The organism is Thermomonospora echinospora (assembly GCF_900108175.1).
GTDB lineage: Bacteria > Actinomycetota > Actinomycetes > Streptosporangiales > Streptosporangiaceae > Thermomonospora > Thermomonospora echinospora.
This window is the reverse complement of sequence record NZ_FNVO01000004.1, coordinates 475,322-491,020: the sequence shown is the minus strand read 5'-3', so window position 1 is coordinate 491,020 and position 15,699 is coordinate 475,322. Positions and strand designations below refer to the sequence as shown.

Below are 15,699 nucleotides of genomic sequence, written 5' to 3'. Positions count from 1 at the left end.
CTGGGCGCATCGCTCTAATCTGTCCCCAACCGGATCACACGGGTCTAAGGGGCAACATGGCGACGCGGAGCCGCCGCGATGCGTTCAGATCGGGTGTTCACCGGCAGGGACGCCGTGATGTCCTGCTGACGGTGCTGCTGGTCGCACTGCTCGGCGGGCTCTTCGCGCTCTACGGCCCGCTCAACGAGGGCCCGGCGCGCTGGTCGCTCAAGACCCCGCTCGACGCGCACATCCCGCTGGTCGAGGAGATGGTGATCCCCTATGTGTCGGCGCTGGCGCTGGGCCCGCTGACCCTGCTGCTGTTCCTGCTCACCTCGACGCGGACGGCGCAGTCGGCCCTGATCGCGAGCATCGTGCTGATGGTCGTCGCCTACCTGTTCTACGTCTTCGCGCAGACCCACGTGGCCCGCCCTGAGGTCACCGGTGACGACCTCTTCTCCCGGTTGCTGCGCATGGTCTACGGCAACGACAACGCCTACAACTGCTTCCCGAGCCTGCACACCGGATTCTCGGTGATCATCGCCGTGCACTGGCTGCGTCACGACCGGCGCATCGGCGGATACGTCGCCGCCTGGTGCGCCCTGATCATCGCCTCCACCCTGTTCGTCCACCAGCACTACATCGCCGACATGCTCGCCGGCCTGGCGACGGCCTCCTTCGCCTGCTGGGCCGCCGCCCGCCTCACCGCCCGGCTGCCCGCCCTCAGAACCGCTCAGGAGGCGGACTCGGCCAGCGCATCCTGAAGGTAGGCGTGCCGGAACTGGTAGGCCGGGCCGACCTGCCGCAGGATGTCGCGCCGGTGCGCCTCCTCCAGGAAGGGCAGCAGCCGCCACGGCCAAGGTGCCTTCCCCTGCGGAGCCAGCAGGAGGCCGTACACGAACAGGCGCACTGACGCGACCACGCCCGTCATGCCCGAGTCCAGGGCGAAGATCCAGGGAAGCCCGTACAGCAGCCCCCCGCACAGCGCCACGCAGACACCGAAGGCCACGGCCATGCCGGGAGGGAGCAGCAACCACGCCGCCAGGCCACTGGTGAGCCCGTAGGCGGCCCCGAAGTACACCGCCACCTTGCGGTCGCGCCGTAGCAGGATCCGCGGGTTCGCCGCCCGCACCGTGGCGTCCGGCTGCGCCCAGCCGTAGACGACCGCGATGGGGACGCCGCAGATCGCCCCCACGACGAGGCCGCGCCCTGGGCCGTCCAGCACCCAGCCGGCCACGCTCCCCAGGAACGCCGCCAGAAAGCTGCCCAGCAGCATGATCCGCCATCGCCTGCCGCCACCGAACTGCAGTTCCGAGGGGACCGGCAGATTGCCGGCGGACCGCCAGGCCATCGGGACCCCGCTGACCAGTGCGGCCACGCCCCCGATCAGCAGTGCCCACCCGGGCTCCAGCACCTGCCAGAACACCCCGCAGAAACCGAGCCCGGCGGTCGCGGCGACGAGAAGCCCGCCCAGCAGCGCCTGCACCGTCCGCTGGGAGCGCGACGCCATCGCCGGCAGCGCCCACCAGTGGATGCTGTTGCCGTCGTCCTGCCGGGTCAGCCCGGCGGCCAGGAACGTCAGCCAGCGCAGGGCGTCGGCGCCGTGCCACTGGCCCTGCCGGTCCTGGACGGGCAGATCGTGGAACACCGCCGGTACCAGTCCCCGCAGCAGATGACGCTGGACGCGGTCGGCGTCGGGGAAGCGCGCCGTGTCCAGCAGCTCCGCCGGATCGGTGCTCCGTCTCTCGTACACGTCCCGGGCCAGGCCCACCATCAGCGGAGTGGACAGGGCACGGGCGACCGGACCGGCGGGGTCCTCCCGCAGCGAGCGGAAGACCGGTTCCCAGCGCGCCAGGTCCTGCTCGCCGTTCACATCCGACAGGTAGTCGATGACCGCCGTGGCCGCCAGTCCGCGCAGCTCCACCACGGCGGTGGCCGGCAGCGGACCGCCGTCCCCGACCGCCTCCTCGAACTGGTCCGCACGGCAGGTGACGATCAGGCCCGGCAGTGTCTCCAGGGCGAGCCGGATCTGCCGGATGCCCTCCCGCCGCACGGCGGCGCCGGCGCCGTTCCTGCCCAGCTCGTCCAGGCCGTCCAGCACCGGCAGGATCCGTCCCGACTGCAGCAGCCGCCCGGGGGCGTTGGAGCCGTACTGGGCGCTGTCGCGCAGAAACAGGAACTGCTCGCTCAGTTCCTGCCGCATCCAGGTCAGCAGGGCCTGCTGGCGGGGGTTCCAGTTCGCCACCGACAGCTTCACCGGGACCGGACCCGAGCCCCCGGCCCGGCGGAGCTCGACCAGCCCGAGGGTGAGCAGCAGCGCCAGCGAGGTCTTGCCGGTGCCCGCGGTTCCGATGATCGCCAGCCGTCCGGACGGCACCCGCAGATAGGCGTCGACCAGCTCCGGGATGCCGGCCATCTCCCGGTCGGCGACGCTGCTGCGCCCCCGCCGGTCGGTGACGGGCCTGCCGGTCGGCGACCAGGTGAACGCCAGCAGGCCCTGGTGCCGGTCGAGCCGCCGCAGCCCGGCCTCGGTGCGCCACTCCTCGGCCACCACGTTCGCCAGCTCGGTGGCGACGGCGTCGAGGTCGGCGGCCGGTTTCCCGCCCGAGCGCGTCTCCGCCAGCACGAGGACCACCACGAAGACCGCGAATCCGGCCACGATCCAGCCCTGGTGCCCTTGCGCCCACTGTTCGAAGGGCTTGACCACCAGTCCGCTCATGAGCGACAGGGAAACGCCCACGAGCACCACCGCGATCCTGATCAAAGAAGCGCGGCTCGGCTCCCTCATCCGGCGTCCCCCCTCCACCCCGTTTTCGGGCAGGTTAGAAGGAGCGGCGCGACGTCACCGCGTCATCAGACACACAGGCCAGGTCCGGCCAGGAGGTCGGCATCCGGTCACGGGGTATCGCACAGTGCCTCTGCGGGCCACCACGGCCGTCGGCAGCGGCCGTCAGTACGTGGGGACGATCTCCGGGGCGCCGCGGCGGCGGGCGTCGGCCTCCTGGTCGCCTTCCTGGGTCTGGGAGTCGCGTTCGGCCTCCACGCGCTTGCGGTAGTACTCCACCTCACGGTCGACCTGCTGCTTGGACCAGCCCAGGATGGGGGCGAGCAGTTCGGCGGCCTCCTGGGCGACACCGATGCCGCGGTCCCACGCCTCGATGGAGATGCGGGTGCGGCGGGCCAGGACGTCGTTGAGGTGCCGGGCGCCCTCGTGGGTGGCGGCGTAGACCACCTCGGCGCGCAGGTAGTCGTCAGCACCGGTCAGCGGTTTACCCAGGTCGGGACGTTCGGCGATCAGTTCCAGCAGGTCGTCGACCAGGGTGCCGTAGCGGTGCAGGAGGTGCTCGATGCGGGCGACGTGCAGCCCCGAGCGGGCGGCCAGGCGCTGGCGGGAGTTCCACATGGCCGGGAAGCCCTCGCCGCCGACCAGGGCGATGCGGTCGGTGCAGGACTCGGCGACCCGGCGGTCCAGGCCGTGCACGACCGCGTCGATGGCGTCCTTGGCCATGACCCGATAGGTGGTGTACTTGCCGCCCGCGACGAGGACGAGGCCGGGCACGGGGTGGGCGACGACGTGCTCGCGCGACAGCTTGGAGGTCTCGTCGGTCTCACCGGTCAGCAGCGGTCGCAGGCCCGCGTACACGCCCTCGACGTCGTCGGGGGTCAGTGGGGTCACCAGGACCTCGTTCACCTTGGACAGCACGTAGTCGATGTCGGCCTTGGAGGCGGCGGGGTGGGCCTTGTCCAGGTTCCAGGCGGTGTCGGTGGTGCCGATGATCCAGTGCCGTCCCCACGGGATGACGAACAGCACGGACTTCTCGGTGCGCAGGATGATGCCGGTGGAGGAGTGGATGCGGTCCTTGGGCACCACCAGGTGGACGCCCTTGGAGGCGCTGACGTGGATCTGGCCGCGTCCGCCCACCAGCTCCTGGATGTCGTCGGTCCACACGCCGGTGGCGTTGACCACCTGACGGGCGCGGACCTCGGACTTGTGGCCGGACTCCAGGTCCAAGATCCGCACGCCGGTCACGCGCTCGCCCTCGCGCAGGAACCCGATGCACTGCGTACGGGCGGCGACCTGCGCGCCGTACTCGGCGGCGGTGCGTATCACGGTCATGACGTAGCGGGCGTCGTCGACCTGGGCGTCCCAGTACTGGATCGCCCCGGTGAACGAGGACTTGCGCAGCGCCGGCGCGAGCCTGAGCGCCCTGCGGCGCGTCAGGTGCCGGTGGTGCGGGACGCCCCGGGTGCTGCCCATCTGGAACGCCAGCGCGTCGTACAGGGCCACCCCGGCGCCCAGGTACCCGCGTTCCCAGACGTGGTGGGTGGTGGGCAGCAGGAACGGGACGGGACGCACCAGGTGGGGTGCGATGCGCTGCAGGAGCAGGCTGCGTTCGGTCAGCGCCTCACGGACGAGGTCGAAGTTGTACTGCTCCAGGTAACGCAGCCCGCCGTGGATGAGCTTGGACGAACGCGAGGAGGTGCCCGAGGCGAAGTCGCGGGCCTCCACCAGGGCCACCGAGAGTCCGCGGGTGGCGGCGTCGAGGGCGGCGCCCGCGCCGACGATGCCGCCGCCCACGACGACGACGTCGAACTCCTCACTCGCCATCCGGTCCAGAGCCTGGGCCCGCTCGGCGGGCCCCAGCCGTGCACTGCCCAGTCCGGTGATCGGCGATCCGGTCATCACGTAAGTCCCCCCGTAACCGAATGGTCCGAAGTGTTACCTACCCAACAGTAGGGACCGTATCCGGTGCGGGCCACTGGTCGGCGGCGCCAGGTGAAGGTCACCCGTCGCGCCCCGGCGGGGACGGACGTCAGGGAGCCGGCGGCGCGACGACCACCTGCACCCGCTGGAACTCCTTGAGCTCGGTGTAGCCGGCGGTGGCCATGGACCGGCGCAGCGCCCCGATCAGGTTCATCGAACCGTCGGCGACGTGGGACGGCCCGTACAGGATCTGCTCCAGCGTCCCGATCGTGCCCAGCTCCAGCCGGGTGCCGCGCGGCACCTCCCCGTGATGCGCCTCACTGCCCCAGTGGTGGCCGCGGCCGGGCGCCTCGGTGGCGCGGGCGATCGGCGAGCCGACCATCACCGCGTCGCTGCCGCAGGCGAACGCCTTGGCGATGTCGCCGCTGTTGGTCATGCCGCCGTCGGCGATGACATGCACGTACCGGCCGCCGGACTCGTCCATGTAGTCGCGGCGGGCGGCGGCGACGTCGGCGACCGCGGTGGCCATCGGCACCGCCACGCCCAGCACGGTGCGGGTGGTGTGCCCCGACCCGCCGCCGAACCCGACCAGCACGCCGGCCGCGCCGGTCCGCATCAGGTGCAGCGCCGCGGTGTAGGTGGAGCAGCCGCCCACGATCACCGGGACGTCCAGGTCGTAGATGAACTGCTTGAGGTTCAGCGGCTCGGCCCGCCCGGACACGTGCTCGGCCGACACCGTGGTGCCGCGGATCACGAACAGGTCCACCCCGGCGTCGATCACGGCCTTGTGGAACTGGGCGGTGCGCTGCGGCGACAGCCGGGCCGCCACGGTGACGCCGGCCTCCCGGACCTCGGCGATCCGCCGACCGATCAGCTCCTCCTGGATCGGCTCGGCGTAAACCTCCTGCAGCCGCCGGGTGGCGCGCACGTCGTCCAGCGAGGCGATCTCGGCCATCAGCGGCTCGGGGTTCTCATAGCGGGTCCACAGGCCCTCCAGGTCGAGCACGGCCAGCCCGCCGAGCCGGCCGACGGCGATCGCGGTGGCCGGGCTGACCACGCTGTCCATCGGCGCCACGATCAGCGGCATCTCGAACCGGTAGGCGTCGATCTGCCAGGCGACGCTGACCTCCTCCGGGTCCCGGGTGCGACGCGACGGCACGATGCCGATCTCGTCGAACGAGTACGCCCGGCGGCCGCTCTTGCCCCGCCCGATCTCAACTGTGTGCATTGCGCTCGCTCTTGTTCATGGTCGCGCCTCCGGCGCGACGGCTCGCGGGCCTTGCACGCGCGGTCTTCCCTCGTCATTTTCAAGATCGCTCGTTCCTCGCGATCTTGAAAGCCTCCTCAGTCCAGACCGCGCGGGCCCGCTCGCAGACGTCTTCAACGATCCTGTCAGCTCAAGGCTCCCGCATCGCTGTGACCGAGTGCCCTGAGCATCATCTCAGGTGGGGGTGCCTCATCCGGATACGAGGGGCCCCGGCCACCGCCCGTCGGCCGGGCCTTGATTCAGCCCCGGGCCCCGCCGGCTACCCGTCTCCTACCCGCCTCGTTCAAGAGCGGCCCTGGTAGTTGGGGGCCTCGACGATCATCTGGACATCGTGGGGGTGGCTCTCCTTGAGGCCGGCGGCGGTGATCTGCATCAGCCGGCCGGTCTCCTGCAGTTCGGGGACGGTGCGCGTGCCGGCGTACCACATCGACTGCTGCAGGCCGCCGACCAGCTGGTGGGCGACGGCGGCCAGCGGGCCGCGGTAGGGCACCTGGCCCTCGACGCCCTCGGGGATCAGCTTCTCCTCGCTGTTCACATCGGCCTGCGAGTAACGGTCCTTGGAGTAGGACCGGCCGCGCTCGCGGTTGCGCATGGCGCCCAACGAGCCCATGCCGCGGTACGACTTGTACTGCTTGCCGTGCACGAAGATCAGCTCGCCCGGGCTCTCCTCGACCCCGGCCAGCAGGCTGCCCAGCATCACGCTGGACGCCCCGGCGGCGATGGCCTTGGCGATGTCGCCGGAGTACTGCAGGCCGCCGTCCCCGATCACCGGCACCCCGGCCGGACGGGCCGCACGGGCCGCCTCGTAGATCGCGGTGACCTGTGGGACGCCGACGCCCGCGACGACCCGGGTGGTGCAGATCGAGCCGGGGCCGACCCCCACCTTGACGCCGTCCGCGCCCGCCTCGACCAGCGCCCTGGCGCCCTCGTAGGTGGCCACGTTGCCGCCGACCACGTCCACGCCCCGGGTGTTGGCCTTGATCTTGGCGATGGTGTCCAGCACGCCCTTGGAGTGGCCCTGCGCCACGTCCACGATGATCACGTCGGTGCCGGCCTCGACCAGCGCCTGGGCACGGGCGATGCCGTCCTCGCCGACGCCCACCGCGGCGCCGACCACCAGCCGGCCGTCGGCGTCCTTGGTGGCGTCGGGATACTGCTCGCTCTTGATGAAGTCCTTGACGGTGATCAGCCCGCGCAGCCGGCCGGCGCCGTCGATCAGCGGCAGCTTCTCGATCTTGTTGTGCGCCAGCAGCCGGAACGCCTCGTCCCTGGACACGTCCACCGGCGCGGTGATCAGCGGCATCGGGGTCATCACCTCGCGCACCAGGCGGGAGGGGTCGCTCTCGAAGCGGGTGTCGCGATTGGTCACGATGCCCACCAGCACGCCGCCGGAGTCGATGACCGGCACCCCGGAGATCCGGAACCGGGCGCACAACTGCTCCACGTCGGCCAGGGTGTCGTCGGGCGAGCAGGTCACCGGCTTGGTGATCATGCCGTTCTCCGAGCGCTTGACCATGTCGGCCTGCTCGGCCTGCTCGGCGATCGACAGATTGCGGTGCAGGATGCCGATACCGCCCTGGCGGGCCATGGCAATGGCCATCCGGGCCTCGGTCACCGTGTCCATGGCCGCCGAGACCAACGGGATGCGCAGCGTGATGTTGCGGCTGAGCCGGGTGGTGGTGTCGGCCTCACCGGGCTGCAGGTCCGAATAGGCCGGCAGCAGCAGCACGTCGTCGAACGTCAGGCCCGGCGGGAGGAACTTGGCGGGTTCCGCAGCGGGGTTCATGGCAGCCTTCCCGGTCGTCGATTGCCCACGGATGGCCTGGAGTGGCCTGGTCACGGCGGGTGCCCTCCATCGTAGGACGTGACCGCCGAAGTCACCGCGACTGTGGCGGAGCCGATGGCCGCGGCCGTTGCGAGAAACAACACACCGGACCTTCGGGAAAGTCCCGGGCCGCCCGTCCGGACGAGGTCGCGGCGGCGGGTTGACCACCGGCTCACCTCGCGCAGTAGCGTGGGGTTGTGCACGATGATGTCCCGCTCGACCCGTTCGCCGGCGACCCGGACGACCCGGCCGCCGCGCTCGGCGACCCCAGCGAGGAGACCGCCCCGCTGAGCGTGACCGAGCGCGAGGACGTGCTGGCCGACCTCGCCGACCTGGAGGTCTTCCGGGCGCTGCTGGAACCGCTGGGCGTACGCGGCCTGACCGTGGACTGCGGCGACTGCGGCAAGCCGCACTACATCGACTGGGACCTGCTGCACGGCAACCTGCGCCACCTGCTGGACGAGGGGCTGCCCCGGGTGCACGAGCCCGCGCTGTCCCCTGATCCGGTCGACTACGTCAGCTGGGAGTACGCCCGCGGCTACGTCGACGGCGTGATCGACAGCGAGGAGGGCCGGGACACCCCCTAGCGGCCGGGCGCTCCGGTTTCCACGAGGGGTTCCACGGCGGCCCGTTCACGCCGGGACACCCCCTGGCGACCGGGACGCTCCCGATTACCGGGACGTCACAGGGATTCCGGGCCGGTCAGGTCGGCGGGATCGGCGGGGGCGGCGGGGCTCGCCTCGTCCGGGTCGGTCGGCTGCTCGTCGTTCGTGTCTTCGCCCGTCCCGGGCTGATCCTGCGGGGTCTGCGGCGGCTGCGGCTGCGGCTGCGGCCGGACGAACGGCCGGGCGCCGCCCGGCTCCGGTGCGGCGCCACGGGGCTCGTCCTCGCCGGGGTCGCCCGCCGGGGACCGTTCCTGCCACGGATCCGCCGCCGGCGGCTCGCTCGTGCGTGGCGGGAGGCGTCGGGGGGCCTTGCGGTCGTCCCGCCCCTGGCCGGACGCCTTCTCGTCATCGCGTCGCTCGCGGGCCATGACGGGCCGTGCCTGGGGCCAGGTCCACCCGGTGCCGTGCACGGCGGCCAAGGGGGTGCCGCCCCTCACCGGTGCGGCGTCCGGCCGCTCACCGCCGGACCGCGCCCCGGCCTGGGGCTCCCGCCCCCGATCCGCCCGTTCCCCGGCGCCCGATCCGGGCCCCGGCCGCTCGGCCAGCCCGCTCTGGGCGGCGGCCACCCCGGTAGTGGCCAACACCCCGGTCAGCAGCGGCCCGACCACACCGAGCAGGACGATCACGCGCGAGCCGCGGCGCTGTCCGCCGCCCGGTCCCGGCTCGTCGTCCGGCCCGCCCGCCCGCGGGTGCCGCCCCGGCGGGACGTGCTGCTCCGGCGGGCGGCAGGACCGGCGGTGGTCGAGTGGTTCCGGCGCACCGGCGTCCACATCGGCGATCAACGCCCGCAGCAGTCTGGCGGCCGGGTCGTTCTGCCATCCGGCCAGGTCGGCGGGGCCGGCCGCGGCGGCGGGATCGAGGAGATCGGCGATGCCAGCGCCGTCGGCCGGGTCGGCGGGCAGGGCGCGGCGGGTGGCCAGCGCCTCCACCACCGCGTCGCTGCGGCGCACCGCGGCCAGGTTCCAGAACGCGGGCGCCGGCTGTGCCGTTCCGGCATCACCGCCACCGGCCGGGGAATCCGCAGGATCCGGGGCGCCGCCGCTGCGCTCCGTCAAGCGATCGACTCCTCACTGGCCATCGCCCGGAGCCTGGCCAGGGCCCGGTGCTGCGCCACCCGTACCGCCCCCGCCGTCATGCCCAGCACATTACCGGTCTCCTCGGCCGACAGTCCCGCCACCACCCGCAGCAGCACCAGTTCGCGCTGGTGGTCGGGCAGCCGGGTGAGCAGGTCGCGGGCGCGTTCGGCCTCGATGTAGCGGACCACCGTCTCCTCCGGCCCGGGCCGGTCGTCCGGGCCGTCCGGCAGGTCCTCGGTGGGCACCGCCGCGCGCACCGCGCTGCGCAGCGCATCGGCGATCTTGTGCGCGGCGATACCGAAGACGAATGACGCGAACGGCCGTCCCATGTCGCGATATCGGGGCAGCGCCGACAGCACCGCGATGCAGACCTCCTGGGCCACGTCGTCGGCGATGTGGTACTGCCCGGAGATACGGCCCAGGCGGGCACGGCAATAGCGCACGACCATTGGGCGGACCTGCGCGAGCAATACCTCGATCGCCCCGGGATCACCCTGCACGGCCAGCGTGGTCAGATCCCCCAGATCCCCCTCGTCGGGGCGTGCCGCCGTGCGCAAGGCCCTGGCTTCGCTCGTCATAGCACGTCCCCCCGAATCGGTAGCCCCCGTGTCGTGGTCCCGGCGAAGCGTCCCTCGGTCACGTAGAGCATGATGCCCAGCGGAGTCGGGCCTGTCTCCACTGTGCACGACAACGGAATGGTCACAGTGCGGAGAGAACCCGGCCGATATCACAAAACGCGATGATCCCATTCCGGACGGTGCCGGGATCGCGGCGATTTCTTCCGGATATCACCGGCGGTGACATCATCTCCGGCCGTTTCCCCGGTCGCGCATTTTCGACGCCCGGCCGCCCGCCCGGAAGCGAAAGGGACCCCCGCCGTGACCGGCGGGGGTCCCTCAGGGCCGGGTGGCCTGGATCAGTGGCCGTGCCCGTGGCCGTGGCCGCCGGCGGCCGGCTCCTCCTCCTCGGGCTTGTCCACCACGAGGGCCTCGGTGGTCAGCAGCATGCCGGCGATCGAGGCGGCGTTGGTGACAGCCGAGCGGGTCACCTTCACCGGGTCGATGACGCCCTGCGCCACCAGGTCGCCGTACTCGCCGGTGGCGGCGTTGTAGCCGTGCCCGGCGGGCAGCTCGGCCACCTTGGAGGTGACGACGTAGCCCTCCTGGCCGGCGTTCTCGGCGATCCAACGGGCCGGCTCGACCAGCGCGCGGCGCAGCGCCTCGGCGCCGATACGCTCGTCGCCGGACAGCCCGAGCGTCTCGAAGCCGCTGTGGGCGACGTGCACCAGCGCGCTGCCGCCGCCGGAGACGATGCCCTCCTCGATGGCGGCCCGGGTCGCGGAGATCGCGTCCTCCAGGCGGTGCTTCTTCTCCTTCAGCTCCACCTCGGTGGCCGCGCCGACGCGCAGCACGCACACGCCGCCGGCCAGCTTGGCCAGCCGCTCCTGCAGCTTCTCGCGGTCCCAGTCGGAGTCGCTGGACTCGATCTCGACCTTGATCTGGCGGACCCGGTCCTCGATCTCCTTGGCGTCGCCGGCGCCGTCCACGACGGTGGTGGCGTCCTTGGTGACGGTGATCCGGCGGGCCCGGCCCAGGTCCTCCAGGCCGATGGAGTCCAGCTTGAGGCCGAGCGCCTCGCTGACCACCTGGCCGCCGGTCAGCACGGCGATGTCGCCGAGCATCGCCTTGCGGCGGTCACCGAAGCCGGGGGCCTTGACCGCGACCGAGGTGAAGGTGCCGCGGATCTTGTTGGCCACCAGCAGCGCCAGCGCCTCGCCCTCGACGTCCTCGGCGATCACCAGCAGCGGCTTCTTGGTCTGGGCGACCTTCTCGGCCAGCGGCAGGAACTCCGCCACGTTGGAGATCTTGCCCTCGTGGATCAGCACGTAGGCGTCCTCCAGGACGGCCTCCATGCGCTCGGGGTCGGTCACCATGTGCGGCGACAGGTACCCCTTGTCGAACTGCAGTCCCTCGGTGAACTCCAGCTCCAGCCCCATGGTGTGGGACTCCTCGACGGTGATCACACCGTCCTTGCCCACCTTCTCGAACGCCTCGGCGATCAGCTCGCCGATCTGGGCGTCCTGCGCGGAGATCGTCGCGACATGGGCGATCTCGCTCTTCTCCTCGACCTCGCGGGCCGACTTGAGCAGCTGGTCGGAGACGAAGGCGGCGGCGGCGTCGATGCCGCGCTTGAGGCTCAGCGGCGAGGCGCCCGCGGCCACGTTGCGCAGGCCCTCGCGGACCATCGCCTGGGCCAGCACGGTCGCCGTGGTGGTGCCGTCGCCGGCGACGTCGTTGGTCTTGGTCGCCACCTCCTTGGCGAGCTGGGCCCCCATGTTCTCGTAGGGGTTCTCCAGCTCCACCTCGCGGGCGATGGTGACGCCGTCATTGGTGATGGTCGGCGCGCCGAACTTCTTGTCGATGACCACGTTGCGGCCGCGCGGGCCGATCGTCACCTTGACGGCGTCCGCGAGGGCGTTGACGCCGCGCTCCAGCGCGCGCCGCGCGTCCTCGTCGAACTCCAGGATCTTCGCCATGGAAAGCGTCCTCTCGTGCACCCGCCCCGGCCGCCGCGGGTCACCGTGGAGGAAGGCGCCTCCACACCCCCCGAAGCTCCCCAGGGTGCCCGCCGCGCCGCGGCGGACACCCTGGAGCCCCGGACGGGCCGGGCCGGTGCATCACGTATCGGTACGTGCCGGTCGGAATTACTTCTCGATGATCGCGAGCACGTCGCGGGCCGAGAGCACGAGGTACTCCTCGTTGTTGTACTTGACCTCGGTGCCGCCGTACTTGCTGTAGAGGACGACGTCCCCGACCTTGACGTCCAGCGGAACGCGGTTGCCCTTGTCGTCGACGCGGCCCGGGCCCACCGCCAGGACGGTGCCCTCCTGCGGCTTCTCCTTCGCCGTGTCGGGGATCACCAGGCCCGACGCGGTGGTGGTCTCGGCCTCAAGCGGCTGGACAACGATGCGGTCCTCGAGCGGCTTGAGAGCAACCTTGGTGGCGGTCGTCACGATCTGACCTCCCCTTCGATGGTCCTCGACCGGCCTGATCGTGCCGGTCGCACATGTGACAGAAGAGGCGACCCTGGACCGGCCTGTCGTCGCGGGTGCCAGACCGACCTTGTCGCTTGGTTGGCACTCTCATACTCCGAGTGCCAGTCATGGAGATTATGCCGTCCCCTCTACCTCGTCAACACGGGCCCGGGGTCACCCATCCGCCGCTCAGGTGAACGGCCGGGGAACCCGGGACCCCCTCGCCGCCTCCGGGTTCGCCCGTACCGCACGTTCCCGCGGTGGCGCCTGCGGCACCGCGGGTTGACGACCCTCAGTAATGTCTGGACGTGGATTTGGAGGGCTTCGAGGAGCTGCTCAGCGGCCCCGGGCAGGCGTTGCTGGCCGAGGCGGCGGAGGCGGACGTCAGCGAGGACGGCCTGCTCGGCACCGCTTCCCGGTTGCGGGAGCGGTATCCGGCCGCTCTGGTGGCGGCGGCGCTCACCCAGGTACGGCTGCGGGCGCGGGCCCGGGAGAAGTTCGGTGACGACGCCGCCCGCATGTACTTCACCCAGGCGGGCCTGGAGCAGTCCACGCGGGCGTGCGTGGCCGAGTACCGCGCGCGGCGGTTCGCGGCGTACCTCGACGGCGGCCGGGTGCTGGAGCTCGGGTGCGGGATCGGCGCGGACCTGGCCGCGCGGGCGCGGGCCGGGTGCCGGGGCGAGGGCGTAGAGCGCGACCCGCTGACGGCGGCGGTGGCCCGGGCCAACCTCACGGCGCTCGGGCTGTCGGACCTGGCGTCGGTACGGCAGGGGGACGCCACCGAGGAGGACCCGGCGGGCTTCGCGGCGGTGTTCGCGGACCCGGGGCGGCGGACCTCGCGGGGCCGGGTGTTCGACCCCCGGTCGTACGAGCCGCCGCTGGACGTGGTGCTGGAGCTGGTGGGGCGGGCCCCGGCCGGGTGCGTCAAGGCGGCGCCGGGCATCCCGTACGAGGCCGTCCCGGAGGGGACGGAGACCGAGTGGATCTCGGTGGCCGGCGACGTCAAGGAGGCGGCGCTGTGGTCGGGAGCGCTGGCGGGGCGGGCGCGGCGCCGGGCGACCCTGCTGGACGGACGTGGCCGGGTGTGGACACTCGCGCCGGAGGAGGACCCGGGGACGGCGCCGGTACGGGAGTGGGGCCGGTACCTGTACGAGCCGGACGGCGCGGTGATCAGGGCGCACCTGGTGGCCGAGGTGGCCGCGGCGGTCGGCGGCGGGCTGGCGGACGAGCACATCGCCTACATCACCGGTGACGCCCTGGTCGCGACGCCGTTCGCCGCCGCCTACGAGATCGACGAGGTGATGCCGTTCTCGGTCAAGCGGCTGCGCGCGGAGCTGCGGCGGCGGCGGATCGGGACGCTGACGGTCAAGAAGCGCGGCTCGGCGGTGGACGTGCAGCGGCTGCGCCATGACCTGGGTTTCGGGGGAAAGGGCCGCCGGACCTCGGGACACGGCGAACAGGAGCTGACGCTGGTGCTCACCCGGGTGGGCAAGGCGCCGGTGGCCCTGCTGACGCATCCGAAAGATCTCCCAAGCCTCGAACAACACAAAGCCTCCGCACGCGACACGTCATGACCCCGCAAAAAAGGCCGATTCTTTGCGGCGCGTCTTCCCGTTCCGCCGCAGGCACGCCGGAGCTTCGGCAATCCGGCGGGCAGAATTGCGAAAGAGCCGGATCGCGCCGGCCGCCGGCCGGGCACCGGGAGCGGGCCGGCCGCGCCACCGCCCGGCAGGGGTGGCAAAACAGGCATAGGTGCTGTCCAACCGAGCACACAGGCATAGGTGCCATCCGGCCGAGCACCCGGACATAGGCACCGCCCAGCCGGGAACATCGGCCCCTAGAACGGCCGATTCCCCGTCCGGGCGATGCGTCCGCACTTTCGGATGACAGCCGCGATCGGCAGCCGGTGCCACCCTTTCGTCCCGCCCGATAATGCCGTCCGGAAACCACTACAGTTGGCTTCACCGGATTCAATGCCGTGCATATTCGTTCGCGCTTCGGCACACGAAGGGGCTTCGGGTGGAAAACAACCACAGCTTCCGGCAGGCGGTGGGTCAACCGGTCTCGGACCGGATGCGGGAGTTGCTCGCCCGGGCGGCCCAGGACCATGTGCACGACCAGCGCTCGCACGGCCAGGTCCTGGACGAGCTGCGCCGGCGCATGGAAGGCGTGGAATGGCTGCTGCGCGAGGTCAGGGAACGCGAGCTGGGCGGCCTGACCGGGCGGCTGGACGGCGTGCTGGGGCAGCTGGACCGGCTGTCCGGCCGGCCGCCGCAGTGGGCCGAGGGGCTGGCCGAGCACATCGACGCCGTCGCCGAGCGGGCCGAGCCGGTCGCCGAGCTGCCCGCGCTGCGGGCCGACGTCACCGTGGTGGCCGAGCAGGTGGACGAGGGCCTGTCCCGGCTCCAGGGGGTGCTGGACGGCACCCGGGACGTCCAGGCCACCGCCGAGCAGGCCGCCCAGCGCATGGACGAGATGGCCCGCCGTCTGGACCGGCTGCAGGGCAGCATGGAGGCCGCCTCGGTGCGCTTCAACCGGATCGACAGGGCGCTGGCCGAGCTGGGGCACCGAGGCGAGCGGCTGGAGCACTCGGTCCGGCAGATCACCGTCCGGGTGGAGCGCTCGTGCGCCGAGCTGGCCGAGCGGGTCGAGCACGGCCTGGACGCCGTCGACGGCCGGGTGGAGGGCGTCGGCGGCCGGCTGGCCGGGCTGGACGGCCGGCTGGAGGGGTTCTCCGGCCGGCTGGCGGAGTTCTCCCGCCGATTCGAGGACGGCCACGACGACGTGCGGCGCCGGATCGAGGGCATCCACGAGGAGGTCGCCCGGCGGGTGGACGGCGCGCTGGCGGACCTCACCGCCCGGGTCGACGTCGTCTCCCGCCGGGTGGAGTCGGTGCACGGCGACGTCACCAGGCGGGTCGAGGCGGTGCACGACGAGATCGGCAAGCAGGTCACCGGAGTACACGGCGACGTCGCCGCACAGGTGGGCGTGGTGCGCGAGGACGTGCTGCGGCGGCTGGCCACCCTGGAGAAGACGATGCTCGCGCTGGCCGAGGTGCTGCTGCGCCCCCGGCAGGAGGACAAGGACTAAAGCCGCGCTCATGGCCGCGGCCCGGCCGCTCGTAACCCGCGATGGATCACCGAGAACC

12 protein-coding genes are annotated in these 15,699 nt (G+C 72.1%); 4 read left to right on the top strand and 8 right to left on the bottom strand.

Annotated features, from left to right (window positions below; translation table 11 throughout):
• Positions 1–56: 56 nt before the first annotated feature.
• Positions 57–743 (top strand): phosphatase PAP2 family protein, encoded by a 687-nt coding sequence (locus C4U03_RS12610; RefSeq protein WP_103937898.1) that lies wholly within the window; start codon positions 57–59, stop codon positions 741–743.
• Here C4U03_RS12610 and C4U03_RS12605 read toward each other — a convergent pair.
• From C4U03_RS12605 to guaB, 4 genes are all read right to left on the bottom strand, one after another.
• The gene (locus C4U03_RS12605) at positions 713–2,698 is read right to left on the bottom strand and encodes an NACHT domain-containing protein (RefSeq protein ID WP_235017798.1); all 1,986 of its coding nucleotides are present in this window, start codon (positions 2,696–2,698) and stop codon (positions 713–715) included. The genes C4U03_RS12610 and C4U03_RS12605 overlap by 31 nt on opposite strands.
• 231 nt (positions 2,699–2,929) lie before the next feature.
• Entirely contained in the window at positions 2,930–4,663 is a 1,734-nt protein-coding gene (gene glpD, locus C4U03_RS12600) for a glycerol-3-phosphate dehydrogenase (protein WP_103937896.1), read from the bottom strand.
• 130 nt (positions 4,664–4,793) lie between these two features.
• A complete protein-coding gene (locus C4U03_RS12595) occupies positions 4,794–5,912 on the bottom strand; it encodes a GuaB3 family IMP dehydrogenase-related protein (protein WP_103937895.1) in 1,119 nt (372 codons plus the stop codon).
• Positions 5,913–6,234: 322 nt separating this feature from the next.
• On the bottom strand, positions 6,235–7,737 hold the full coding sequence (gene guaB, locus C4U03_RS12590) for an IMP dehydrogenase (RefSeq protein ID WP_103937894.1): 1,503 nt from the start codon (positions 7,735–7,737) through the stop codon (positions 6,235–6,237).
• A gap of 236 nt (positions 7,738–7,973) precedes the next feature.
• Here guaB and C4U03_RS12585 point away from each other — a divergent pair, with 236 nt between their 5' ends.
• Positions 7,974–8,363 (top strand): DUF5319 domain-containing protein, encoded by a 390-nt coding sequence (locus C4U03_RS12585; protein WP_103937893.1) that lies wholly within the window; start codon positions 7,974–7,976, stop codon positions 8,361–8,363.
• Between the two features lie 95 nt (positions 8,364–8,458).
• On the opposite strand, the gene C4U03_RS12580 is transcribed toward C4U03_RS12585, so the two are convergent.
• The 4 genes from C4U03_RS12580 to groES all read right to left on the bottom strand — a co-directional run bounded on the left by C4U03_RS12580 (position 8,459) and on the right by groES (position 12,530).
• Positions 8,459–9,496: a hypothetical protein gene (locus C4U03_RS12580; RefSeq protein WP_103937892.1), complete on the bottom strand. Its 1,038-nt coding sequence runs from the start codon at positions 9,494–9,496 to the stop codon at positions 8,459–8,461.
• Positions 9,493–10,095, bottom strand: coding sequence for a sigma-70 family RNA polymerase sigma factor (locus C4U03_RS12575; protein WP_103937891.1), 603 nt, complete (start codon positions 10,093–10,095; stop codon positions 9,493–9,495). Before C4U03_RS12575 ends, C4U03_RS12580 begins: the two co-directional genes overlap by 4 nt.
• 338 nt (positions 10,096–10,433) lie before the next feature.
• Positions 10,434–12,053, bottom strand: a complete 1,620-nt coding sequence (gene groL / locus C4U03_RS12570; protein WP_103937890.1) for a chaperonin GroEL — start codon at positions 12,051–12,053, stop codon at positions 10,434–10,436.
• A 168-nt stretch (positions 12,054–12,221) separates the two neighbouring features.
• Positions 12,222–12,530 carry a co-chaperone GroES gene (gene groES / locus C4U03_RS12565; protein ID WP_103937889.1) on the bottom strand — a complete coding sequence of 103 codons (309 nt, stop codon included), beginning with the start codon at positions 12,528–12,530 and terminating at the stop codon, positions 12,222–12,224.
• 329 nt (positions 12,531–12,859) lie between these two features.
• Between groES and C4U03_RS12560 the strand changes: the two genes are divergently transcribed.
• Entirely contained in the window at positions 12,860–14,125 is a 1,266-nt protein-coding gene (locus C4U03_RS12560; RefSeq protein ID WP_146087355.1) for a class I SAM-dependent methyltransferase, read from the top strand.
• Positions 14,126–14,570: 445 nt separating this feature from the next.
• Positions 14,571–15,641, top strand: coding sequence for a hypothetical protein (locus tag C4U03_RS12555; RefSeq protein ID WP_146087354.1), 1,071 nt, complete (start codon positions 14,571–14,573; stop codon positions 15,639–15,641).
• Positions 15,642–15,699: the final 58 nt, after the last annotated feature.